Annotated in this window: 23 protein-coding genes; 18 read left to right on the top strand and 5 right to left on the bottom strand. The window is 61.0% G+C overall.

The genetic code is table 11. The features are described from left to right. The first annotated feature begins 33 nt into the window (after positions 1–33). The 14 genes from SMD14_RS11485 (at position 34) to SMD14_RS11425 (ending at position 14401) form a co-directional block, all read left to right on the top strand. Positions 34–1434, top strand: a complete 1401-nt coding sequence (locus tag SMD14_RS11485) for an FAD-dependent oxidoreductase (protein WP_321213726.1) — start codon at positions 34–36, stop codon at positions 1432–1434. Further along, positions 1431–2162, top strand: coding sequence for a DUF1365 domain-containing protein (locus SMD14_RS11480; protein ID WP_321213725.1), 732 nt, complete (start codon positions 1431–1433; stop codon positions 2160–2162). Before SMD14_RS11485 ends, SMD14_RS11480 begins: the two co-directional genes overlap by 4 nt. Next, positions 2159–3583 carry a class I SAM-dependent methyltransferase gene (locus tag SMD14_RS11475; RefSeq protein WP_321213724.1) on the top strand — a complete coding sequence of 475 codons (1425 nt, stop codon included), beginning with the start codon at positions 2159–2161 and terminating at the stop codon, positions 3581–3583. Before SMD14_RS11480 ends, SMD14_RS11475 begins: the two co-directional genes overlap by 4 nt. Before the next feature lie 383 nt (positions 3584–3966). Beyond that, the gene (gene nrdH / locus SMD14_RS11470) at positions 3967–4212 is read left to right on the top strand and encodes a glutaredoxin-like protein NrdH (RefSeq protein WP_013601222.1); all 246 of its coding nucleotides are present in this window, start codon (positions 3967–3969) and stop codon (positions 4210–4212) included. A 74-nt stretch (positions 4213–4286) separates the two neighbouring features. Further along, positions 4287–4751 (top strand): class Ib ribonucleoside-diphosphate reductase assembly flavoprotein NrdI, encoded by a 465-nt coding sequence (gene nrdI, locus SMD14_RS11465; protein WP_321213723.1) that lies wholly within the window; start codon positions 4287–4289, stop codon positions 4749–4751. A gap of 20 nt (positions 4752–4771) precedes the next feature. Beyond that, positions 4772–6892: a class 1b ribonucleoside-diphosphate reductase subunit alpha gene (nrdE, locus tag SMD14_RS11460; protein ID WP_157243134.1), complete on the top strand. Its 2121-nt coding sequence runs from the start codon at positions 4772–4774 to the stop codon at positions 6890–6892. 92 nt (positions 6893–6984) lie between these two features. Beyond that, positions 6985–7959, top strand: coding sequence for a class 1b ribonucleoside-diphosphate reductase subunit beta (gene nrdF / locus SMD14_RS11455; RefSeq protein ID WP_056079660.1), 975 nt, complete (start codon positions 6985–6987; stop codon positions 7957–7959). Between the two features lie 456 nt (positions 7960–8415). Next, positions 8416–8943: an SLATT domain-containing protein gene (locus SMD14_RS11450; protein ID WP_321213722.1), complete on the top strand. Its 528-nt coding sequence runs from the start codon at positions 8416–8418 to the stop codon at positions 8941–8943. Between the two features lie 2 nt (positions 8944–8945). Continuing rightward, positions 8946–9941: a nucleotidyltransferase gene (locus tag SMD14_RS11445; protein ID WP_321213721.1), complete on the top strand. Its 996-nt coding sequence runs from the start codon at positions 8946–8948 to the stop codon at positions 9939–9941. Positions 9942–10054: 113 nt separating this feature from the next. Continuing rightward, positions 10055–11365: a ThiF family adenylyltransferase gene (locus SMD14_RS11440; protein ID WP_321213720.1), complete on the top strand. Its 1311-nt coding sequence runs from the start codon at positions 10055–10057 to the stop codon at positions 11363–11365. Further along, the gene (locus SMD14_RS20290; RefSeq protein ID WP_409339681.1) at positions 11362–11841 is read left to right on the top strand and encodes a Mov34/MPN/PAD-1 family protein; all 480 of its coding nucleotides are present in this window, start codon (positions 11362–11364) and stop codon (positions 11839–11841) included. Before SMD14_RS11440 ends, SMD14_RS20290 begins: the two co-directional genes overlap by 4 nt. A gap of 479 nt (positions 11842–12320) precedes the next feature. Next, on the top strand, positions 12321–12650 hold the full coding sequence (locus SMD14_RS11435) for a hypothetical protein (RefSeq protein WP_321213719.1): 330 nt from the start codon (positions 12321–12323) through the stop codon (positions 12648–12650). A 42-nt stretch (positions 12651–12692) separates the two neighbouring features. After that, positions 12693–13934, top strand: coding sequence for an IS21 family transposase (gene istA, locus SMD14_RS11430; protein WP_321213718.1), 1242 nt, complete (start codon positions 12693–12695; stop codon positions 13932–13934). Continuing rightward, a complete protein-coding gene (locus tag SMD14_RS11425; protein WP_321213717.1) occupies positions 13934–14401 on the top strand; it encodes a hypothetical protein in 468 nt (155 codons plus the stop codon). Before istA ends, SMD14_RS11425 begins: the two co-directional genes overlap by 1 nt. Before the next feature lie 131 nt (positions 14402–14532). On the opposite strand, the gene SMD14_RS11420 is transcribed toward SMD14_RS11425, so the two are convergent. The 3 genes from SMD14_RS11420 to SMD14_RS11410 all read right to left on the bottom strand — a co-directional run bounded on the left by SMD14_RS11420 (position 14533) and on the right by SMD14_RS11410 (position 16909). After that, positions 14533–14856, bottom strand: coding sequence for a hypothetical protein (locus SMD14_RS11420; RefSeq protein WP_321213716.1), 324 nt, complete (start codon positions 14854–14856; stop codon positions 14533–14535). Between the two features lie 585 nt (positions 14857–15441). Continuing rightward, positions 15442–16212 (bottom strand): metallophosphoesterase family protein, encoded by a 771-nt coding sequence (locus SMD14_RS11415; protein WP_321213715.1) that lies wholly within the window; start codon positions 16210–16212, stop codon positions 15442–15444. 208 nt (positions 16213–16420) lie between these two features. Continuing rightward, positions 16421–16909, bottom strand: coding sequence for a helix-turn-helix transcriptional regulator (locus SMD14_RS11410; RefSeq protein ID WP_321213714.1), 489 nt, complete (start codon positions 16907–16909; stop codon positions 16421–16423). A 441-nt stretch (positions 16910–17350) separates the two neighbouring features. On the opposite strand from SMD14_RS11410, the gene SMD14_RS11405 reads away from it, so the two are divergent. The 4 genes from SMD14_RS11405 (at position 17351) to SMD14_RS20285 (ending at position 23404) form a co-directional block, all read left to right on the top strand. Next, complete coding sequence (locus SMD14_RS11405) at positions 17351–18178, top strand: TnsA-like heteromeric transposase endonuclease subunit (RefSeq protein ID WP_321213713.1); 828 nt, start codon at positions 17351–17353, stop codon at positions 18176–18178. After that, on the top strand, positions 18171–20189 hold the full coding sequence (locus SMD14_RS11400; protein WP_321213712.1) for a transposase: 2019 nt from the start codon (positions 18171–18173) through the stop codon (positions 20187–20189). Before SMD14_RS11405 ends, SMD14_RS11400 begins: the two co-directional genes overlap by 8 nt. Then, positions 20189–21241 (top strand): TniB family NTP-binding protein, encoded by a 1053-nt coding sequence (locus SMD14_RS11395; RefSeq protein ID WP_321213711.1) that lies wholly within the window; start codon positions 20189–20191, stop codon positions 21239–21241. The genes SMD14_RS11400 and SMD14_RS11395 overlap by 1 nt, the downstream gene beginning before the upstream one ends. Before the next feature lie 171 nt (positions 21242–21412). Then, positions 21413–23404, top strand: coding sequence for a zinc-ribbon domain-containing protein (locus SMD14_RS20285; RefSeq protein ID WP_409339727.1), 1992 nt, complete (start codon positions 21413–21415; stop codon positions 23402–23404). A gap of 604 nt (positions 23405–24008) precedes the next feature. Here SMD14_RS20285 and SMD14_RS20280 read toward each other — a convergent pair. Beyond that, positions 24009–24152, bottom strand: coding sequence for an RES family NAD+ phosphorylase (locus SMD14_RS20280; protein ID WP_409339680.1), 144 nt, complete (start codon positions 24150–24152; stop codon positions 24009–24011). A 107-nt stretch (positions 24153–24259) separates the two neighbouring features. Next, positions 24260–24400, bottom strand: a complete 141-nt coding sequence (locus SMD14_RS20275; RefSeq protein WP_409339726.1) for a hypothetical protein — start codon at positions 24398–24400, stop codon at positions 24260–24262. Positions 24401–24425 lie beyond the last annotated feature (25 nt).

Below are 24425 nucleotides of genomic sequence, written 5' to 3'. Positions count from 1 at the left end.
CCCAGCGGCAAATGTTCAGCAGAGGAGCATACATTGTCACCTAACCCAGCAGTAAGCGGAGGCGGGCGACGGCGGGTGGCCGTCATTGGCAGCGGCGTGGCCGGCCTGACTGCCGCCTACGTCCTCAACCGGCAGGACGACGTCACGCTGTTCGAAGCGGATTCCCGGCTGGGAGGGCACGCGCACACGCATGACCTGCCGCAGCCGGACGGGTCCTCCCTGGGCGTCGATACCGGCTTCATCGTGCACAATGAACGGACGTACCCCACTCTGCTGCGGCTGTTCGCCGAACTGGGGGTAGAGACGCAGGATTCTGAAATGAGCATGTCCATCCGGTGCGACGGCTGCGGCCTGGAGTACGCCGGGGCCCGCGAGGGCGGACGCGGCATCATCGCCCGTCCCTCCAGCCTCCTGCGGGGCCGTTACCTGCTGATGCTGCTCGAGGTCACCCGCTTCTACCGGAAGGCCCGGGCCCTCCTGGAGACCACACCCGTTTCCGCGGTCAACCCGGAACTGGCCGCACCTGAGCAGACCCTTGGCGAGTTCCTGGAACGCGAAAACTTCAGCTCCTATTTCATCTCGCACTTCATGACCCCGGTGGTCAGCGCCGTGTGGTCCTGCGACCCCACCACCGCGCTGGCGTACCCCGCCCGCTACCTCTTCACGTTCCTGGGCCACCACGGCATGCTGGGCGTCAAAGGCTCGCCGCAGTGGCGGACGGTCAGCGGCGGCTCGGCCAGGTACGTCGAGAAGCTCGCCGCCACGCTGGCGGATGTCCGGCTCAACACGCCGGTGACCGCCGTCCGGCGCCACGAGCTTGGCGTCGAGCTGGTGACGGAACATGGCGTGGAGGATTTCGAGGCGGTTGTCATCGCCACCCATCCTGCGCAGGCCCTCGGATTCCTGGCCGATGCCACGCCTGCCGAAAAGGAAGCGCTGGGCGGGATGCCGTACTCCGTAAACCACACTGTCTTCCATCGGGACCCGGCCGTCCTGCCCGCCTCGGACAATGCCAAGGCCTCCTGGAACTACCGCCTGCCGTTCTGCGAAGCCCGGCCGGACAAGGTTCTGGTGAGCTACGACCTGACCCGGCTGCAGCGGCTCAGCCCGGCTGACGGCATGCCCTACCTGGTGAGCCTGGGGGAGTCGGAGCTGATTGCGGATGATCGGGTCCTCAAGCGGATGGTGTACGAGCACCCGCAGTACACCCCCGAGTCGCTGCAGGCCCAGCAGGCAATCGCGGGCCTCAGTGACAGCCGCATCGCGTACGCCGGTGCCTACCTCGGCTGGGGCTTCCATGAGGACGGCGCGCTTTCCGGCGTGCGGGCCGCCGAGGCGCTGGGCCGTTCCTGGCCCGTTGCCCAGGCTGCCGATCTGCCCGACTCCCGCGACGGCGGGGAACGGGAGCTGCTGTCCGCGGCGGAACCCGCATGACCACTGCCCCAGCCCTCTACCGCACGTCCATCTCGCACGTGCGGCGCACACCGCTGAAGAACGCGTTCACGTACCGCAACTACAGCTGGTTCGTGGATGTGGACCAGCTCCCGCGGCTACCGTTCCTGCTCCGGCCGCTGGCCGTGTTCAAGGCCGGTGACCATCTCGGGGATCCGCATGCCAGCATCCGCAGCAACGTGGAGCGCTACCTGCGCACCCAGGGCATAGAGCCCGACGGCGGCGCTATCCACATGCTGACCAGCGCCAGGGTTTTCGGTTACGTTTTCAACCCCCTGACGCTGTTCTGGTGCTATCGCACCAGCGGTGAGCTCGAGTGCGTGGTGGCCGAGGTCCACAACACGTACGGGGAGCGCCACTGCTACCTGCTCCGGACGGATGCGGCCGGCCGGGCTTCGGTGCCCAAGGCGTTCTATGTCTCACCCTTCAACGACGTAAGCGGGCAGTACCGGATGAAGCTGCCTGCGCCGGGGGAGCGGCTGGCGGTGTCCATCGTGCTGCAGCGCGAGGGCCACCGGCCCTTCGTGGCGAGCATGGACGGCATCCGCCGGCCCGCCACCCTCCGGAACATCCTTGCGGCCGCCCTTGCGGTGCCAGCCGCGCCGCTGCTGGTTTCCGCACTCATCAGGGTGCAGGGCATTACACTCTGGGCAAGACGCCTGCCCGTCGTCGCCCGGCCACACCACCCCTCACAGGAGGCAGTTCAATGACAATGACGGACGACAACCAAGCAACTGCGGCCTATGTCGGAGGCAAGGCAGCAGGCACAGCCGCCGATAAGGCTGGACTCATGGCAGCAGGCGACGCTGCCGGCAAGGCCCCCGCGCACTCTCCCGCAGCCTGGACCGCGGCCGGCGTGCCGGCGTCGCCCGCCACCATCGATCCGGACCTGTGGCCGGAAGTGGCCCAGCCGCCGTCGGGCGCCAAGGCTGCCGTGGCCGGCAAAGCCGCCGGCCTCCTGTTCAAAGGAGCCGTGAAGCGGCTGCCGCTGCGGGTGGAGTACCCCGACGGTACTGTGCTCGGCACCGGCGGTCCGGACGCGCCGGTCATGACCATGATGCGGCCGGAGGCGTTCGAAGCCAGGATCGGCGACAACGGCCTGATCGGGCTGGGCGAATCCTTTATGGCCGGAGACTGGGAAGCCAGCGACCTGGCGGGCGTCCTCGAGGTGTTCGCGGCGTCGGTGGACACGCTCATTCCCACTCCGCTGCAGAAGCTGCGCTCGCTGTACCTGCCGCGCACGCCACGGCAGGAACGGAACGCCGAGCAGAATACGCGCAGCAACATCTCGCGGCACTACGACCTGTCCAACGACCTGTTCTCCAACTTCCTGGACACCACCATGAGCTACTCGGCGGCACTGTTTCCGTCCGACGCCGGGCCGCTCGCCTCGGTTGGCTGGGAGGCGCTGGCCGAAGCCCAGCAGGCAAAGATCGACAGGCTGCTGGACAAGGCCGGCGTCGGAGCCGGGACCAGGCTCCTGGAAATCGGCACCGGCTGGGGTGAATTGGCGCTTCGGGCAGCAGCCCGCGGCGCCACCGTCTACTCCGTGACCCTGTCCAGCGAACAGCAGGCGCTGGCGCAGGAACGGATCGCGGCGGCCGGCTACGCGGACAGCGTGACCGTGGCCCTCCAGGACTACCGTGCGGTGGAGGGCGAGTACGACGCCGTCGTGTCCGTAGAGATGATCGAGGCGGTGGGCTACGAGTACTGGCCCATCTACTTCCAGACCATCGACCGGGTGCTGGCCCCCGGCGGCAAGGTGGCCATCCAGGCGATCACCATGCCGCACGGCCGCATGCTCGCAACCCGCAACGCGTACACGTGGGTGCACAAGTACATCTTCCCGGGCGGGTTCCTGCCGTCCGTGCGTGCCATCGAGGGCGTGACGCAGCAGCACACCTCGCTGCGCGTGCGGGAGCGGATGGGCATGGGGGACCACTACGCCGCTACCCTGCGGTTGTGGGAGGAACGATTCCTGGAGCGGTCCCGCGAGGTGGGGGAGTTGGGCTTCGACGCCGTGTTCCAGCGGATGTGGCTGTTCTACCTCTGCTACTCGCGGGCGGGATTCCAGTCCGGCTACCTGGACGTGCAGCAAATTGTGCTGGACCGCCGGGAGGCGCTGCTCTAGCGCTTCATAGATAAGGCGGCGGCCGTCGTCGTGCGTTTCATCACCAGGAGGGGTTCCGAAGGTCACTTCGGGGCCCCTTTCCTGTGCCCCGGACCCCTCCTGCACCCCCTCGGCAGGGGCCGCGACACGCCGTCTTTCCAGCGACACGCTGGGCGTTAAATGTGGCTAAGTACTCCACAGGGTGTGGATTCAGTCCACGAATTTGGCGGGATTCCGGACATTTTGAGGGACCTTGCCTGTGGATTAACGGTGCATTAAATGACATACTTGTAATACATCATCTTGGGGTTCCGAAGAGGCGTCTGCACTAGATGTAGTATCTACATACAGCTTGGGCGGGAACACCGGACGAGCAAGTTTTTCCAGAAAAGGGGACAGGAATCATGACCGTAACGGTTTACACCAAGCCTGCTTGTGTTCAGTGCAACGCCACCTACCGGGCTCTCGACAAAAAGGGCATCACGTACCAGAGCGTTGACATCTCCCAGGACGCCGAAGCCCTCGAGCGACTGAAGGCACTGGGCTACATGCAGGCACCCGTTGTGGTCACGGACCAGGACCACTGGTCGGGTTTCCGCCCGGACAAGATCGAGGAACTGGCCCTCTCCGCCGTTTCCTCCGTGGCTTAAGGCCTTTCCCTGCCGACAAACAACAACCAGCCGAGGTGACTCTTACGGCAGCACCAGCAGTCCAGGATTTCCACGTGGCTCAGCGCGTGGCATCTTCAGGGCCGGTCCCGGCGGTTGTTACGGAGAACCAGCTTATCTATTTCTCCTCGGCGTCCGAGAACACCAGCCGCTTTGTCTCCAAGCTTGGCCGCGACGCGGCCCGGATTCCGCTCCTGGCCAAGGACGCACCCCTGCTCGCCACCCGGCCGTTCGTGCTGGTGGTGCCCACCTACGGCGGCACCGGGGGAGAAGGTTCCGTTCCCAAGCAGGTCATCCGGTTCCTGAACAACCCGCAGAACAGGCAACTGCTGCGCGGGGTCATCGGTGCCGGCAACACAAACTTCGGGGATAACTACTGCATGGCGGGGGACATCATCGCCGCCAAATGCCAGGTACCCCACCTCTATAGATTCGAACTTATGGGAACGCCGGAAGACGTCACCCGGGTCAACCAAGGATTGGATACGTTTTGGACACGACTGTCGCAGACACAGAAGTAACCAGGGCCCAGAAGCCCGAGATGCCCGCCGCCTACAAGGGCCTGGGCTACCACGAGCTGAACGCCATGCTGAACCTGTACGGTCCCAGCGGCGAGATCCAGTTCGAGGCCGACCGCGAGGCCGCCCACCAGTACTTCCTGCAGCACGTAAACAACAACACCGTGTTCTTCCACGACCTGGAAGAGAAGCTCGACTACCTGGTGAAGAACCAGTACTACGAGCGCGAGACGCTGGACCAGTACACGATGAACTTCATCCGTGAACTGTTCAATCGTGCCTACAAGAAGAAGTTCCGCTTCGAGACGTTCCTGGGCGCCTTCAAGTTCTACACGTCCTACACACTCAAGACGTTCGACGGCAAGCGCTTCCTGGAGCGCTACGAGGACCGCGTCTGCATGGTCGCCCTGCACCTGGCCCGCGGCAACGAGCAGCTTGCCCTCCAGATGGTGGACGAGATCATCGAGGGCCGCTTCCAGCCGGCCACCCCCACGTTCCTGAACGCGGGCAAGAAGCAGCGCGGCGAGCTGGTCTCCTGCTTCCTGCTCCGCATCGAAGACAACATGGAGTCGATCGGACGGTCCATCAACTCCGCGCTGCAGCTCTCCAAGCGCGGCGGCGGCGTGGCATTCGCGCTGACCAACATCCGCGAAGTCGGCGCCCCGATCAAGCAGATCGAGAACCAGTCCTCCGGCGTCATCCCCGTGATGAAGCTCCTCGAAGACAGCTTCTCCTACGCCAACCAGCTCGGTGCCCGCCAGGGCGCGGGAGCTGTGTACCTGCACGCGCACCACCCGGACATCTACCGCTTCCTGGACACCAAGCGCGAGAACGCGGACGAGAAGATCCGCATCAAGACCCTCTCCCTCGGCGTCGTCATCCCGGACATCACGTTCGAGCTGGCCAAGCGGGACGAGGACATGTACCTGTTCTCGCCGTACGACGTGGAGCGCGTCTACGGCATGCCGTTCTCCGACGTCTCGGTCACCGAGAAGTACTACGAGATGGTGGACGACTCCCGGATCAAGAAGACCAAGATCAAGGCCCGCGAGTTCTTCCAGACCCTCGCCGAGATCCAGTTCGAGTCCGGCTACCCGTACATCATGTTCGAGGACACCGTGAACCGGGAGAACCCGATCGACGGCAAGATCATCATGTCCAACCTGTGCTCTGAGATCCTCCAGGTTTCCCAGCCCACCACGTACAACGATGACCTGTCCTACGCGGACACCGGCAAGGACATTTCCTGCAACCTGGGCTCGCTGAACATTGCCAAGACCATGGACTCGCCGGACTTCGGCCTGACCATCGAGACGGCCATCCGCTCGCTCTCGGCCGTGTCCGACATGTCCAACATCACCTCGGTGCCGTCCATCGCCAAGGGCAATGACCAGAGCCACGCCATCGGCCTGGGCCAGATGAACCTGCACGGCTACCTGGCCCGTGAGCGGGTCCACTACGGTTCCGAAGAGGGCCTGGACTTCACCAACATCTACTTCTACTCGGTGGTGTACCACGCCATCCGCGCCTCCAACCTGCTGGCCATTGAGACCGGCCAGACGTTCGGCGGCTTCGAGAAGTCCAAGTATGCCTCCGGCGAGTTCTTCGACAAGTACACGGAGCAGGAATGGGTGCCGCAGACCGAGAAGGTCCGTGAGCTCTTCAAGAACGTGCACATCCCCACGCAGGAAGACTGGCGCGCGCTGAAGGCTTCGGTCATGGAGCACGGCATCTACAACCAGAACCTGCAGGCCGTGCCGCCTACCGGCTCGATCTCTTACATCAACAACTCCACCTCCTCGATCCACCCGGTGGCGTCCAAGATCGAGATCCGTAAGGAAGGCAAGCTGGGCCGCGTCTACTACCCGGCGCCGTACCTCACCAACGACAACCTGGAGTACTACCAGGACGCGTACGAGATCGGCTACGAGAAGGTCATCGACACCTACGCCGCCGCCACCCAGCACGTGGACCAGGGCCTGTCCCTGACGCTGTTCTTCAAGGACACCGCCACCACGCGCGACATCAACAAGGCCCAGATCTACGCCTGGAAAAAGGGCATCAAGACCATCTACTACATCCGTCTCCGCCAGCTCGCGCTGGAAGGGACTGAGGTTGAGGGCTGCGTTTCCTGCATGCTTTAGTCTTCAACTAAATGTGCCAGTACGACGGCGGGTGCCCGCCCGCCGTCGTACGCTTTAACTTAGAGAAAACCACCCAACGCATAGGGGATGACATGACCGAGAAGGTCAAGCTGCTTAGCCACGTCGAGGCCATCAACTGGAACCGCATCCAGGACGACAAGGACGTCGACGTCTGGAACCGCCTGGTCAACAACTTCTGGCTGCCGGAGAAGGTGCCGCTGTCCAACGACGTCCAGTCCTGGAACACGCTGACGCCGGCCGAGCAGCAGCTCACCATGCGCGTGTTCACCGGGCTGACCCTGCTGGACACCATCCAGGGCACTGTGGGCGCCGTCTCCCTGATCCCGGACGCGCTGACTCCGCATGAAGAGGCCGTGTACACGAACATCGCTTTCATGGAGTCCGTGCACGCCAAGAGCTACTCCTCCATCTTCTCCACGCTGGCCTCCACCAAGGAGATCGACGAGGCTTTCCGCTGGTCCACCGAGAACGAGAACCTTCAGAAGAAGGCCCAGATCGTCATGGACTACTACCAGGGTGATGACCCCCTGAAGCGGAAGGTCGCTTCCACGCTCCTGGAGAGCTTCCTGTTCTACTCGGGCTTCTACCTGCCCATGTACTGGTCCTCGCGCGCCAAGCTGACGAACACCGCAGACCTGATCCGCCTGATCATCCGTGACGAGGCCGTGCACGGCTATTACATCGGCTACAAGTTCCAGAAGGGCCTGGAGAGGGTTTCCGAGGAGAAGCGCCAGGAAATCAAGGACTACACGTTCGAGCTGCTGTTCGAGCTGTACGAGAACGAAGTCCAGTACACACATGACCTTTACGACGGCGTGGGCCTGGCCGAGGACGTCAAGAAGTTCCTGCACTACAACGCCAACAAGGCCCTGATGAACCTGGGGTACGAGGCGATGTTCCCGGCGTCCGTCACCGACGTGAACCCGGCCATCCTCTCGGCACTGTCCCCGAACGCTGATGAGAACCACGACTTCTTCTCCGGGTCAGGTTCGTCTTACGTGATCGGGAAGGCTGTTAACACCGAAGACGAGGACTGGGACTTCTAGGACCCCTGCCGCGATACCTTTCGGATCTGACACAAGGGACTCCTGTGAGGTTCCGCGGTACATGGCCATTTTCCAACTTAGATGGCCATGTTTCGTGGTACTTGGCCAGATGTTTCGCACGGTCGGCTGACTTGGCGGGAGATCGGAGGCTTGGTGGCGATTCGCCAAGTTGGCGATCCCGTCCCGCTATTTTGGCGTCGGCCGGGCTAGTTGCCGATACTGACGCTCGGGCAGTTGCGTGACGCCACTGAGAGGCTTCAGGCTGGTTGATTTGGTTCACTCAAGTTGGACCCAACGTTCCATTGCACTTGACCCAGCCTCTGCCCGCCTTTCTTGAGGGTTGTCCTGGGTCTCTCTATAAGACTGAATGCGAGGATGTGGCTATTGAACCCGTTCAAGCGCAGGGGTAGGTCCTTGTCGCCAGGCACCGACTCCCACTTTGCTGTGCCAGGGAATGTGCCTCAAGAACTCGTATCTATTGGCGAAGAATTATCACGCATCGAAGAGAATGCGCGGTGGTCTTCCCAAACGCAATTTGAGCAGGGCAAATATTGGCGCGGATGTAACCTCGCAATCGGGATCCCTGCGGGCGTTCTTGGTGTCGCCTCGGGTGGTGCCGGAATCAGCGAGGCTTTGCCGATTGAATGGGTAGGGTGGGCGGCGCTAGTCGCCGCCCTCCTTAGTGGCACCGCGACGGTCTTAACGGCTGAACGCCGCGCCCAACGAGCGCAGTCCTGCGCGAACGCCTTCCTTGATGTTCAGGAGGACGCTCGCCGCTTGCTTCTCGTCGACCTGGCCACTATGGAGATTGGTGCTGCCCGCGATGAACTCCGGGCACTTTCGGACCGATACTCGGAAATCCGGCATACCGCCGACGCCCCGGCCAGCCGTTTCTATGAGTTGGCTGGACGCAACATCCGCAACGGGGGACAGTCGCACGCAATCGATCGGGCTAAGAAATCCACCCTCATGAAGGAGAAATAGAGATGCCTGAACTTGCTACAGCCTTCCAAACCGCTCAGTCTAACGTCGAACCGAGCGAAGGGGACTGGGAAAACGCCCCGGCCGCCCATGACGAGATCGGCCGGGTTCTCGCCGAGGACGAAAAACTTTCGGAATCGGGCATCTCCCCGATTCTCATCGGCTCGTACGGCCGCCGTGTATCCATTCGGCGAGTCTTCGATGTAGATATGTTTTGTCGCCTTGAAGATTATCCGACTGGACTCGCGGCGTCTGATGTGATCGACCGCGTTTACGACGTCCTTAGAGACCAGTACAGCTCCCCGAGCGTGACGAAGTTCGATCGGTCCGTCACCGTGCTCATGCCTGACTCGGACGGTTTGTTTGTAGACATCGTTCCAGCCCGCAAGGCTGGAACCGCCTGGGAAATTCCGGTTCGTAACGGAGGCTGGATTGAGACCAACCCGATAAAGATGACAGAGCTGAAGGAAGATAAGAACGCCGAATATGGCGAGATGTATGTTCCCTGCGTAAAACTGCTTCGTCAATCTCGGCGCACCTTGTTAGGCAGGGCCAAACTCGGCGGATTCACAGTCGAAATGGCGCTTTTTACTGCCTGCGAAGACGGACTCGTTACCGGAAACTCCATGGGCGAATTCTTCGCGTCAGCTCTTGAAGGCGTCGCGGAGGTTTTTCGTCGCATGGCTGATGAAGGTTTCCAGATGCCTGACCCCTCCAGAGATGGGGAGGTCCTAGTCTTCGATGAGGACGCGGACTTTGAAACAGCTCGCGATAAGTTCTCGTCCGCAGCCATAGATGCTCGCGCAGCCTACAACATGGGTGATGACGAAGCGGGGAAGGCTGCCCTCCTCCTCCAGGGGATCCTGGGGTCCAATGACGACTTCACTAACGTATTTCCGATGCCCTCCGGATACGACAAACAAGGCAATAAGCGGAACTACGCCGAGGGGAGCAAGCCGGGAAACCAGCAAACAACCGCGGGAGACCTACGATTCGGCTGACCGAAAACCACGTGCAGTGGCACGACTACATCGGGTACGTACGCGAGACCTTCATAGACAATCTCGTGCAACGTGGGATGCGATTGACCACCGAGGTGTCAGCGGGAGGGACAATGAAGGTTGTTCTCGTACACAGCGACTTTTCCGTCTCACTGACAGAAGGGTTTCCTTACCTGCCGCCGAAAGTTACTACAAGCCTTTTCCATCCGAGGACATGGCATCAGGAACCTGATGGGGGACTCTGCCTCTACACGAGCCGTGACCGTAACCGAAGTCCGTGGCTTGACCCAGATGCGTTCCTTGAACGCATCGATCAATGGTTTGAGAAGAACAGCCAGGGCTGGCCTGACGATCCACCGGCACTGGACTTGGAAGCATACCTTGGACTGCCTGCGGACCAGAGGCTAATTGTTTATGGTGACTTGGATCGGTTTGTCGGAGGCTATGTCACTTTCCGGAGCGAGGGCGCAAGGGCGATTCGTCTTCATGGCGCTGGTAAGGCCGCAAGGAAGAGAACCCGAGAACTAACGGGCTTCGTGGCTAACCTCGGCGAGCTGACTGCACCGCCTCAGGACTGGGACAGTCTTTTTGACCGACTCGCAGAGTCCGCCACGTTGCGAAAAGAGATTGAACGCGGCCGTCTCGACGTCCTGCTCATCCAATACCACCGGTCGGCGCAGAAGGGCGTCGTGGCGATTACGTTCCCGAACGCGGGCCGCGACCCTTGGTTCGCGCCCTCCGCAGGATTCGACCGATCCTCAATGCGGCTGCGTTCCGGCCCAGCGAGCGGTGAACTGGGGGGCAAACACGTTTACATAGTTGGCGCGGGGGCTCTTGGATCCCACATCTGCGACGGGCTATCGCGCGCGGGTATTGGACACCTAACGATTCAAGACTCGGATTACCTTACACCTGGCAATATGACCCGACACTTTGTCGCTGAGCCGGATCAATTCGGCGTCAACAAAGCCTCAGCAGTGAAGAGTGTACTTAGCAAGCGCCTATATAACTGGGCTGAAATCATCGATGTTCAGCACGGTCTCCTTACACCTCAGGAAGCACTGCAGGTGCTTGAGGGGGACCATCTTGTTGTCGATGCAACGGGTGACGGTGCGGTCACTGCGATGCTTGAGGCGGCCGCAAATATCACCGGCATCAGATTCCTCACGACGTGCCTGCAGAATGACGGCAGAACGCAGCGCGTTGACGTCGTACCGCCCCTTGCGCAAGCACCCCCTATTCCGATGACCAAGGTGCTCCCACACCTGGGATCTGAAGTCTTCGAGGGAGGTTGCGGCGAACCGGTTTCTCCGACGCCTCCATTTGCAGTTGCGGAAGCGGCTGCCATGGCCGTGCGTCACATTGTTGGGTATTTGACCGGCGAACCGGCGTCACCGGCTGGAGAAGTCAGGGAATTCAAGTGAGGCCGGCGGCGCCTGAGCTGAGACTCAGTGATCAGGCAGGAGATCGATTACGGGCCGCCGCGCGCGCATCCCGAAATAGGGAGCAAGGAGGCATCCTCGTGGGGTACCGGACAATGGCCGGGCTGGTAGTCGAGGACGCTCTAACGGTTGCTGACGAGTGGGCTTCGCACGGACGGTATGTGCGTCGTTCTAGGAAAGGCCAAGAGGTACTTGCGGCATACCTACAGCATCAGGTGGACCCGATGATCGGATACGTTGGTGAGTGGCACACTCATCCGTTGCCGTTCCCGCCGAGCACAACTGATCATGCATCAATGGCCATGATGGCAATCCGAAATACGGAGTGCATTGCCTTATTGGTGGCGGCTCTCCAAAGAGACCTGAAAAGCGTATCTTTCTACGCCCTAGCTACTAAACCATCGCACCAAGCCCGGCGATGCCTCGGTGTGTATCGAAAAGCGTGGGTAGTGCTCTAGTACTCCACTTATAGTGCAGCTGAGGGCTTTGGTGGCCCTTACGCACACACTCACTCTCTACTAGCTGATCGGAAAACGCGCCATGTTGGACCGCGGCCGCTAATCGTTACGGATCCTGGCGTTCCAGGGCTGAGGCAGATATGCGAAGCGAGTAGTCGGGTGGGTTCTTGTTCCGGATAGCCGCCGCGAACCGACCGTAGGTACCGAAATTTGCTGTGGTGCCAGAGCTGAGGAAGTCTGGCTGGCGGGAGCGTGCCTGCTAATCGGGACTATGGCCAACATTTGGTCTCTGAACACTTACGCTGTGTTAAAATCCGGCTACTTAGCCTGATGCCCTGGCAGATAGCGTGAGTTGGTACTGGCGTTCCGGGTTGTTGGTACTGCTGTTCCGGTGAGTTGGTACTGTCGTGGCTTGTGGGTGCTGCGCTGTGGGTGAGGCGGTGCACTGGGCGCCGTCTCTTCCTATGTGAGGAGGCAGCATGGCCGATTTCAAGGCCATCATGACCCTGGCCGTTGCTGGTCGCAGCTATGACGAGATCGTCGCGAGGGCGGGGTGTTCACGCCGTGACGTGGCCGTGGCGAAGAAGATGATCGCGGCCTACGGGTTCACCGCGGGACAGATCGGGGCGATGTCCCCGCAGGAGATCGCACGGTTGTTTCCCGATGGCCGGAAGAGGGTCACGGAGTCTTACGAGCGACCGGACTTTGATCGGGTGCTGGCCTCGATGAGGGAGAACCGGCACTTCACCCTTCAGCAGGCCTGGAGCAGGTATTTGGCTTCGAGTACCGGGAACGGCGGGAAGAAGTAGGGGTACTCACAGTATTGCGCCCTGTTCGCCGAGCATGCCCGGGTGAGCGATGTGGTGGCGACACTGCATCACGAGCCGGGCCGGGCGATGCTGGTGGACTGGGCCGGGGACACCCTGGGGGTCGTGGACGCGGTCACCGGCGAAGTGACGGGGGTCTATCTGTTCGTGGCGGTGCTTCCGTATTCCGGGGCGGTGTTCTGCCACGGGTACACGGACATGACATCGGCGTCCTGGATTGCCGCCCACGTGGCGGCCTTCTCGTTCTACGGCGGGGTCCCACAGCTGGTGGTCCCGGACAATCCGGCGACCTCGACCCACCGGCCGAAGCGGGGCGAGTCGGCCCGGGTGCTTAACGCCCGGTACCAGCAGCTGGCCGAGCATTATTCGACGGGGATCGTGCCGGCCCGGGTGAAACGCCCCCGCGACAAGGCCGCGGCCGAGTCGGCGGTGAACGTGGTGAACAAGCGGGTGATCGGCTATCTGGCCGAGGAGGTCTTCACCACGGTGCAGTCCCTGAACGCGGCAATCGGGGCCCGGCTGGTCGAGATCAACGAGCGGATTCCCCGGGCCGATGGGAGCACCCGGTGGGAACGCTTCACCGCCGATGAGTCCGGCCTGCTCCAGGCGCTGCCGGCCGACGGGTTCGATTCGGTGGAATGGAAGCAGCTCAAGGTCGGACGGAATTACCACGTCAGCTGCGATTCCCAGCATTACTCGGTGCCTTACACCTATGCCGGGCAGCTCCTGCGGGTCCGGGTCACCTCCACGACGGTCACCGTCTTCGACGGGGACCAGGTCATCTGTGAGCATGTCCGGCGGCAAGGCCGGAAGGGCCAGTATTCGACCGATGTCGCGCATGCCCCGACCCGGCACCGGGGTATCGACGGGTTGTGGTCCAAGCGGTGGTTCACGGACCGCGCCCGGGGCTTCGGGCCAGCCACCGCGGCGGTCATCGCCGGGATCATCGACCGGCACGCGGTGGAGGCCCAAGGCTATCTGGATTGCCAGAACATCCTGGAGTCCTTGGGCCAGCGGAACAAGGCCCGTCTGGAGGCCGCCTGCCAGGTTCTGCTCGACACCGGTCAGGGCCCGGGAACCTACAGCACGATCAAGCGGATCATGGCCACCATCGACTCGGACGCCAAGAAGCCCAGGACGGTCACACCGGCGGCGGCCACCCGCAAACCCGCGGGTGGCGTTGACTCCGGCGCAGGCATCGGGGCGGCGGTGCACGTGCGTTCGGCTGAGCACTACCGGCGCGGCGGACAGGGAGGGCAGGGCTGATGTTCACCAGCGAGGACCACGAGAAATTCCGGACCCTGCGCATCGCGCACCTGGCCGTGCGGTTCGAGGAACTGATCACCGACGAGGCCAATGACGAGCTCACTCCCGAGCAGATCTTCCTCACCGCCGTGGACGACGCCCTCCAACAGCGCTGGGCCCACCGGATCGACAAGCTCATCCGGGCCGCCAGATTCCCCATCCCGCAAGCCTCGGTCGCCGAGATCAACTACCAGGAAGGACGCGGGATCACCCCGGTGCGTTCCCGCCATTGCATCGTTAATCACGCTACTCGGATAGCCGTTTCTATTGATGCCCTGGTAGCGGGATGTCCCGTGCAAGTATTGAAGGTCAACAAGACGGTGCTCCTGACCCACGGCGAGGAGGGTCAGCCATCTCACGCGCCCACTCGATTACCTCCTCGCTCCCGCCCACTAAGCGCTCCTGATTTCAAACGGATCAATCCGTAAGGAAACTGGCCGGGCCACACGATGGCCCCCGCCGGGTTGATACCTTGCAGCCTGGCACCCGAGCTGCCAGTTTTGCGGGGTCCTCCTCTAGGCGTGTAGAACAGGTATGTCTCACGAGTTTGGCGAAGCGGTCATGCTAATACATCCGGAGTTAGGAGAGCATCGATCCGCACCACAGGCGAAGTCATTCTGAGGGTAGGGATCTCGTCGTCGCGGACCTGGATCCAATAGCGGGCGGACGCCCCGACGGCGCACGACTCCAGCATGAGCAGTTCGAGTGCTTCCCCGTCGCGGCGCAACTTCGAGAACCCCGCGTCCAGATAATCGATGAGAGGCGCGCTTGCGGCCATCTGCCGCTTGACGGTTCTGGCTGTCAGATCGAGCAAATAATGGCTGCCTGTAGCGGTGGTCACGAGGTAGCGGCCCGCGTCGTCATTGCGTAGCTCCTGCACCATGGTGAGAGTGTAGCCGCAGCCTGACACGGCTCTGGTACCTCACCGACGACGCGGAAAACCGTGCCCCGAGCTAATGCCGAGTGGTTTCGTAATGCCAAGGACAAGGGATTTGGCTTTATCGGAGGCTGGTTCGCGCTAGTTCTGTACCACCCACTCGGCGCGGCTGAGAAAGCCCAGGCCGGTATGTCTACGCAGAGCTTTGATGCCGGCGGGCGACCCTACTATGAGCAGACCGACGGGAAGGTTTCGACGGATATGCAGTTGGTGGGCGCCGATGAGAACTGGCACCGACGGGGACAACGGTTGGCGAACGTCGCGAAGAATCAGGAAGCCGCGCTTACGCAGAAGAGACGGGTCCGGGGCCACTTCGCGGGCGACCAGCTCGTAGACGGGCCATCCTGCCTCGCCGACTACTCGCCTGGCCGTTTCTATGACTTCCCTGCTGGCAGCAGGTCCGGAACAAGTAGCCACCGTCAGCAAGGACGGTGCTCCTGGCCCAACGGCAAGGGAGTAAGCCAGCTCGGTCGCCCACTCGGCCGCGTCCATGCTCATACTCTAAATCAGCGACGGCGGGGAAGCACTTCACTATGCGTTCCGGATTTCAAGCGGGTCAATACGCAGAGGAACTTGGCCAGGCCACACGAGGACGCCGTTCCCATGACGGGAGTTCTCCATATTGAGCACGTCCACTCTCGTAACCATTCCATTCGGATGTACCAGCTGGTGTATGCGCCGCTGATGCCAGTGGCCACAGAACAGATGAGGCACGGCCAACGAATCGACGACCTCTCTGAGCAGGACGCGAGTTTTGTTCGCTTTCTCAATCAGTTCTGGGCTGAGTTGGAAGTCTCCTGTCAGCGGAACGCCTGCAGGCGCGTCGTGGGAAATCAGGATGTCCAGAGGGCCGCCGGCGATGAGTGCTTCGGCTTCCTCGCGAGTGGGTTCTTCATTGGGCCACCAGTCCTTCCCGTTGGTCCTGTGCTCGTAATCGACGCTAAACGCGCCGCCTAAGCCACCGACAGCAAGGCCCTCGATCGTGGTTCGACTGCCTCTGGGCAAGACCCGGACGTTTGATCGGATGGTTGCCAAGCCGTCGTCTTCGACGAGGAGCTTTTCCAGAGTGTCCCAGTTGTCGTGATTTCCCCCGGAGACGACAATGGTGATTCCCAGATCCATCAGGTACTTGTTCAGCTTCGCCTCATACCGTCCCCGTTTGGCACCCGGCCAATCAAATCCAAAGTCTCCCACGTGAATGGCAGTGCGGACGCCTTCGCGGGCAGCTGACCTAATGGAGGTCAGCGCCCAGCCGGCGTTGCCATGCCAGTCACCGAAGACTGCCAGGGGAGAAGATGACATCCGTCCAGCATACGGAGATGTGGGTACTGGGTTCAGCCCAGGTTGGGCATGGCTACATTCGGATCCAATCCTTCCGGTGTGGAAGAGCAGCAAGGCAAGTCCTCAGTCTTCGAGCGGTCGGACGTGGTCGGCCCAGTAACTAGGCGGGACATCTTGCCTTGGGGAGATAGCTTTCTTGGAAGTCCGCGAGTCGCCCGTTGAGGGGTTGTCAGATGATAGGCGAGTAGCTTGGTGGGCGGGACGCGTTGGGGGGTTGTGATTCTTCGGTGTGATTCTGGTCTGTTGCTTGGCTTGGCTTCCGCGTCATGGGTGCCTGGGTTGGTGAGTGGCTCAGAGGCCGAGCTGCTTCGTAAATCTGTGCCAGTCTCGACTTCTTGCCGCTCGTGAAACGGTCTCGCGGGTCGTACCTGCCGACGACGGCGTCGAATGCCTCCGGCACTGCGCGCGCAATCATTCCAATGTCGTCCATGCGCATGAGGACGGACCCACGCAGCATGCGCGTAAGCCTCTGGTAGTTCAAGCCCGTCATTTCCGACAACGTCACTACGCTCATGCCGCGCTCCGTTAGGGCGTCGCGTATCCCCTTGGCAAATAAGTGCTGAACCATCGCGCCGGAAACCTGGGTAACGTTCGCCCCGGTCTCCTTTACGAACTCCGGATGCAGCTTCATGCCAAACTCTCGGGGGTTGATGAGCATGGCGCGAGGCTCATACCTCGGGCCCGTCCTGGGTCTCTGTTGGCTGGGCTTCCCCATGACAATGAAGATACTCCCCATAGGCAAAGAGAGAGAGTTATGTACGTAGGCGGTACAACCTTATTGCCCAGCCGTATAATGGACATGTAGGCGAATCATTTCAGTGCACTTAACCAGCAGCCCTTGGCGGTCGCTGAGCGTGATGAAGGTCGCACGCTAGCCGTACCACCTTTCCAAGATGTCGCGAATGACGGCAGGATTCCTTTCCTGCGTTGCCCACTCCCTTTCAGTCGGTCCATTCTCGACTATTCATCCGATACGTCGGCCGGGCGGACGCACGCCCTGCGGACGTAGGCGTAAGTCGGCTCCCGTGGTTCGCTCGCCCGCCGCGCATGCCGTTCTCATTGCATAGGGCGTTTGAGATCAAAAAGATTTGCGGGTGGTTTGGATGAACCCAACCAGGAACCGGACGACTTCGTTTTCATGCGAAGAGTGGTCTTCGTGAGCTTCCCCGGAAATAGGCGGCTTTCCGTACGCGCTCAGGCGCCACCTAAGACATTTGGCAGGGACGTCTTCCATTGGATCGACGCCGAGGGTGTGGGACACGTGGCTCCTGCGGACAGCAGGGCCACAGGATTGGACCTTCATAAGGCGACAGTGTTCCGGCAAGGGATCAAGTATCCTCGGCGGCGGAATTATGAGGGCTATTACTGGTTTTCCCGCACAGGTCAGCACCTGTGGTACGAGTCCCTCACGGAGTACTCAGCACTGATGTGGTTGGACTTCTCGCAGGACATCGTAGGCATATCGACCCAGCCGATGTGCATCTCCTTTGCGGACGGAACAAGCCACTATCCCGACTTCTTCACTGTTCAATGGGACGGAACCCAAACCCTCTATGACGTCCGGCCGCAGAATCTCATCGACGCCAAAGCAGCGGAAACATTCACAAAGACCAGAGACCTTTGCCAGCGCATCGGCTGGCCATATCAAATCCTGGGCGACCTTGGATTGCCCATACGCCACAACTTGGAGTGGCTTGCAGCCTACCGGAACCCCCGGTACAAAGCCCCCCAGGAGATTCAGGAACTCGTGGTTGACCTCGTTTCCGAGCCCGCCAGGTTGCTGGACGTAGCTCGGGCATTAAGTTCAGGAGCTCCTGCCTTCAGCATCCACTTTGTCTACAACCTCATATGGACACGAGAGATCCGCGCTGACTTAGCACGCCCGTTGTCCTGGAACACCCTTCTCCGAAAGAACGAAAATGTATAGCGTGCGAATTGGCCAAGAGATCAGACTCGACGACGGAAACTACGTCATCACCGGCCTGAACCGCGGAAATCTGAAACTGAAGAATCTGGATGATCAGGAATACTGCGCACTCCACATCACTGAACTGGTCCAAAGGATGACGGACATCCCCGGGGGAGCAGGCACCACGGACTACGCCGGTCCGGCGATACTGGACACAATCTCCGATAAAGAACGCAAGCACATCGACCTGCTGGCCCTCCACCTCCGGGAGTTGATAGACGGCACGCCCCCGACCCCCGACACGGAACCCCGCCCCGAGTATGATCCCGCACGATTTTCGCTGGCCGACCGTATCGATCTGAAAGCTAAGGAACTGAACAGCCTTGGCTGGTCCTGCTCTGCGCGCACGCTTCGGCGAAAACTCGACGCCTACCGTGAAGCCGGGGAGGCGGGGTTGATCGACCGTCGCGGTTCACGGCACGATGACCCATTCAGGAAGCTGGATCCGAGGGTCAGAGATGCGCTGATCAGCGTTATTGCAGCAGAACGGGACTCGTCGACGGGCTCACGCGAACGGTTTTCGCTGCGGCTGGAAAAACGTCTCCTCAAGGACTATCCGGGCCAGGACGTCAAGGTCCCGCCGCGCACAAGTCTGTGGCGATATGAGGCGTTTCTTGGGAAAAACAAATACGCATTCGGCAATGCTGCGAATAGGCGGAGCGCCGCGAATGCTCCTGCCCGCATGTACAGTTCCCGCCCGCCAATCATGCCTGGCCATGAAGTGCAGGTCGACACGTCTGATTTCGACATCCTTGTGCTCGACGACGATGGGAAGCCGCAAAGGGTGAAGCTGGTCATCTTCCTGGATAAGGCCACGCGAAGCATCATCTCGACCGGCATCAGACGCGTTGCGACCAAAGGCTTCGACCTCTCCTGCATGCTCGCCCAGTGCGTAGTTCCACGCCCGCTGCGCCCTGCGGACGCGGCGTTCAATGAATTTGAGCTCGCGGAGATGCCATGGGCAGCTGGCCTGAGCGCGGACGAGGTCGGAAAGTACGACACGACCAGGCCGTTCATCGTTCCGGCGCGGATCGTGACGGACAACGGCTCTGACTACCTCTCGACAACGTTCCGCTCCGCGTGCCAAGGACTTGGCATCAGCATTACAGAGTGCTCCATTCGGACACCAACGGACAAGCCGAATGTAGAACGGGCATTCGATGCCATCAAAACCCTCTTCGCCCAGTTCCTGCCCGGATACACCGGGGGAGAGGTAAGCCGGCGCGGGAAATCCCCTGAGAAAGATGCCGGACTTTTGGACATCTATACGCTGGCCGAACTTTTTGAGCGGTGGGTCGCGGTGGTCTGGCAGAACAGGCCCCAGGATGGACTCCGGGACCCTCTCTGTCCTGGTGTGCTCCATACGCCAAACTCGATGTACATGGCTATGTTCGACGCCACGGGATTCGTACCAATCCCGTTGACGGCGGCTGACTACATCGCGATGATGCCGATTGAGTACCGGACCATCCAGATGGACGGCATCCAGATTCATTATCGCAGATACGACTCCCCGTATCTGCAGCGCTATCGTCTTTCGCCGTCCTATGTGACTGGCCATAAGCGCAAATGGGCCGTGCGGACGGATCCGAACAATCCCGCGGCTGTCTGGGTCCAGGACCCCGAGGACCAGTCGTGGATTCAGTGCGACTGGATGAACCAGGACGCCTTCGGAAAGCCCTTCTCTGCTGAATTCAGGCAAAAAGCCCGGGAGGTCGCCGCGGAACTGGGCGTCAAGGGCGACCCGCAATCCGGGCGTGTGATCGAAAATGTCCTGAAGGCCACCCGGACTGAAAAGGCGAAAACAAAGGCTGCCGAGCAACGGCAGGCGGCGGCGCAAAAGCTTGCCCACGACGCCGGGATGCCTGACCTCGTTGTACAGCGGCCTGATCTGCTCGCGCCGGCCGAAAGCCCCGACATCGAAGTTCCGACAGTCGGTATTTTTGACCCAAATCAGGAGTACCTCTGATGTTCTTCTCGGAGCGCCCTCCTGAGGTCCTTGATCAGTGGGAAGGCCTAACCAACATACTCAGTCGGCCCGGGGAATTGCCGGAATTGCCCGACGCCTCATCGTGGGCTGGGATGGGACCAACGGAGCGGGAGCCGTTCAACAACCGACGGCTCGATTATCTGGGGGCCGACCTTGTCATTTCGACGCCTCAGCTTAAAGCCGTGGTGCGAAAGGCCCAGCTTGCCGTCCTGCAGAACCGATCCCGTGTGGCAGGGCGCCTCGGTGTTCTCGTCTCGGGCGAGTCGACCATGGGCAAAACGACGGCGTGCCTTGCAGCTATGAAGACGATTTACGGACGTTATGCACTTCAGTACCCCCAGTTCATGGAACTCGACCACAAACCCGTCATCTATATCGAAGTACCTGCAGGCTGCACTGGCAAAGCGGTCGTGGGACGATTCGCACAGTTCCTGGGGCTGCCCATAAGGAGCCGGGACACCCTGGAATCGCTTCTGACAACAGTTGTAGGCCAACTCCAAAAGAGCAGAACGGTGCTGGTCGTCGTTGATGAAATTCACAACCTCAGCACTGTCAACAACGGCAACGGCGAGAGCGTCGACGTTCTGAAATCCCTTTCGAACAGGGTTCCCGCAACGTTCCTGTACGCCGGCATAAACATCCATCTGGGGCCGTTGCTCACAGGCGACCGTGGACAGCAGATAAGAGGACGGTTCACGGCCGAGGTACTGCACAGGTACATGAGGGCCACAACGACCGAGAAGGCGCTCTGGAAGCGGATCATTGAGTCCTTTGAAAACCAATTGCTCCTCTTCAACCACCACGAAGGGGACCTGGCCGCCGACGCGCAATACCTCCATGATCGGACACGCGGCTCCATCGGCAGCCTCGGACGCCTTCTGACAGGGGCAGCGCAGTGGCTGATTTCGAGCGATGCCGAAGCGGACGACGAAAGAATTACACGCGAGGTTCTTGAGAGTATCCCCCTGGACATCGATGCAAGCGAAAACTGGCTTCAGTCCGATCTCGCCCACATGGACGACGGGAAATGATGTCCATCGAACGAAGCCTGCACGCGAAGGACGCCGGCAGTCACGTACAGGAGGCTCACCTTGCATCCGGACCAGGGAATCGGCACCAACCGGCAAAAGACCGGCGCAAGGGACCGCTGGGGAATACTTACCTCGCCGGATGTGGCAAAGACCCACCCGACGATAGGGGACATGAGGGGAAGATTGCCTCTCCACGCACGGATCCGCCGGCTGGAAACGGCAGCCAGTTATACGGCTCGACTGGAGGAAACGAACTTCCTCAGCACCGGAACACTGAGAGAACTCGCATTGTCCTTCGCGCCTCGAACCCAAGCCAGAACAATAAGACGCCGGGACGTAAGAAACGCACTTGAGATCTTCCTAGAGACTCGCGCCGGCGTGCCATCAGGCTTCTTCGAACGACAAAGGGACCTAGCGGGTAGCCACGCCCACTCCCCGCGATTCCTATGTCCTTTCTGCGCCCACGGCTGGGTTGTGGAACAAAGTCCCCACGCATTGGAACATTGCTGCCTAAAGCACCGTCTCTGGACGGGACCCGGCACGGAGGCTGCGAAGCTTCGACGCCCCGAGAGCGCAACGACCGGTCCTGGGCTGCCGCCTCCGCTGGTTTTCGTCTCGGACGAAGTGCTCGCGGCCGAACGCTGCTACCGGGAGCTCCTCCGCCGAGGCGCCGCGCCGCCTGCGCTCGTAGCCGAACTCGTTGACGTGGTGGCCCATCAAATATCTGGGACCGGCACCGGGCGCGTTAGCCTGGAAAACTATGCGGCCGTGGTGTCGATTGCCTGGATGCTGAGCCAACCGGCATTCCTGCAGGCTCTGCTCAATCCCCGCCGAACCTATGCGCAGGCCCGCAGCTTCTTGGACACCCATGTCCTGCGTGCAGTACCCGCTGCCGACGCCGCTCTCAGAGATGCGCTCTGGCTTTTGCTGCGACCAACATTCTTGTGGGTGCGGCAGGAGGTTCAAGGCGAACGTCTAGGGGACGAATTTCGTCCGCTCATTCACGTCAACTGGTGGAATCCGGCTCAGGGACTGACACAGCGCCCTCTGGAGCCATTCAGCCGTTACCTGGACCAGCTTGAACTGTCGAGGGGAACGTCTTGGCCGGAATTTTCGGAGCTGTATGTTGTCGCAGGCAGCTGTTCGAAACGCCGAGCCGCAGTCAGAGGGGCCAAGGAACCAACAGTTTTCATCTGCGCAGCGGGTCATGTCATCAGGCGGTCTTGCTCGAAGGTGGTCAAAGCCCTTGCCCTTGGTAATCCTTTATGTTCAGTATGTTCCGGGCTGACGGCTTTAGCCGGGTATAACTCGATAGCTGAGAGCCACCCCTGGCTGGCCGTGGAATGGGACCTGACGCGCAATGTATTAGAACCAGGGGACGTGGTGTCGGGTAGCGGCAAGATGGTGCACTGGATCTGCCGCAAGGGGCACCGGTACCCTGCCACCGTTGCTAACCGCGCCCGCAACGGCTCCGGATGCGCAGTGTGCGCAAACTTTGCTGTCCTGGCAGGCACTAACGATCTAGCAACGACCCACCCTGCCTTGGCCGCGGAATGGCATCCGGACCTAAACGGAGACGTCCGACCCGACCACGTCATCAGCGGCTCAGGCTACAAATTTGCCTGGCTGTGCCCCAACGGCCACACCTACTGGAAAAAGATTCAGAAGCGAAAAAGCGGCCAAGGATGCTCCATCTGCTCGGGCCGGCGCCTTGAAGCAGGAATCAATGACCTCGGAACGACCCATCCCGACATCGCAGCGGAATGGCATCCTACTAAGAACGGAGAAAGAACGCCCCAACAGGTGACGTTCGGGAGCGAAGATCTAATTTACTGGCTCTGCCCAAAGGGACACGACTATCCGGCTCCAATAAACAACCGCACCGGGCCCAAGAAGTGTGGTTGCCCCTACTGCTCGCACCGTAAACTCTGGCCGGGATTTAACGACTTGGCCACCCAGTACCCTGGTCTGGCCCGAGACTGGGCCCCTGACCTGAACGGCGGGCTGACAGCTTCCGAAGTCCTTCCCGGCAGCTGCCTTCGAGGGTGGCGGTGCCCCTTCGGACACGAAAAACACATGATGTTCCGCAACCGGCTCCGAGCCGGGGGATGCACGGCCTGCCCCGTCGACCAGCGCGCAGCCCGCAACGGGCCTAACAGCTGACCGCATCCAGCCCCCATTCCTCCCAAAGCTTGTGGCAGTCCAAGCATTTGTAGTGGCGTGGGGAAAGTCCGAGCGCCCATTGACGTAGGAGTGATATGAAATGCATCCAAGCCCAACTCAGACGATCGACGTGGTGATATACGCCGACCCCGCACCGTGGTGGCAGATAGTGGCTGCTGTGGGGCCAGTCATGCTTATTTTTGTCATTGAATTGGTGCTCATCGTGTTATTGGTTCTGCGAAGCTTCCGGCGTAGGCGCGGAGGCTTCCACGCTGGGCAGGGCAGTGAAGTTGACTGGGAGCATATGCGGTGGGCTCTGGACGCCTCTGTGTCCGACGAGCCGCGAAGGGCCAGAATGGGCCGGCGCGCGATAGATTCCCTGTCCCGGCTTCGGCTGAGGAAGGAAGATCGTGACTTGTTGGCTGCAGCCGCCGTACGGCGTCCCCCCTCCGTCAGCTCGGAGAGACGCGGAACTGAGGAAAGACCGAGTTAATGAAGCGACGTGGTCAGTACAGAGGGCCCGCCGGACTCTGCCCGTGGTCGCCTCATTTGGCTGTCGTTGTCGGCCGGGTGGTGTACTTGGCTCCGATGATTTCGTAGGTCGTCAGCTTCCCCGTGACGCGGACCTTTTCTCGTTGAACACGACGAGATTGTGTCCTCCTGGATGTACGGAGCTGGCGTACTTGATGCCCTCGATACCGATAGATTTCACAAATTCACAGATGTACTGGCTCGCTGCGTACTCCACGCCGTTGTCTGAACGCCGCACTGGCTTCGAGAGTTCGAGGCCGAGCCGCTTGAGAAGCTTGTAGCTGTACAGCTGACTGAACTTGTCGTCTTCGAGGACGAACGGATTCAGCGGCTGGATCGCCGAAAGGTCCAGGAAGGTAATTTCGTCAGTGGTTTCGAAAGCGCCACAGTGATCGCGCTGTGCGTGGACGGGCGGATCTCGGCGATACAGGTGTCTTCATCAAAGGCCAAGTAGAGGCGGGGAATGCCCGTAGGGTTGCCTCTTCCGCCG

It is taken from the genome of Pseudarthrobacter oxydans, from assembly GCF_034258515.1.
Classification (GTDB): domain Bacteria; phylum Actinomycetota; class Actinomycetes; order Actinomycetales; family Micrococcaceae; genus Arthrobacter.
Note: the sequence above shows the minus strand (reverse complement) of the source record. Positions and strands in the feature narration are given on the sequence as shown.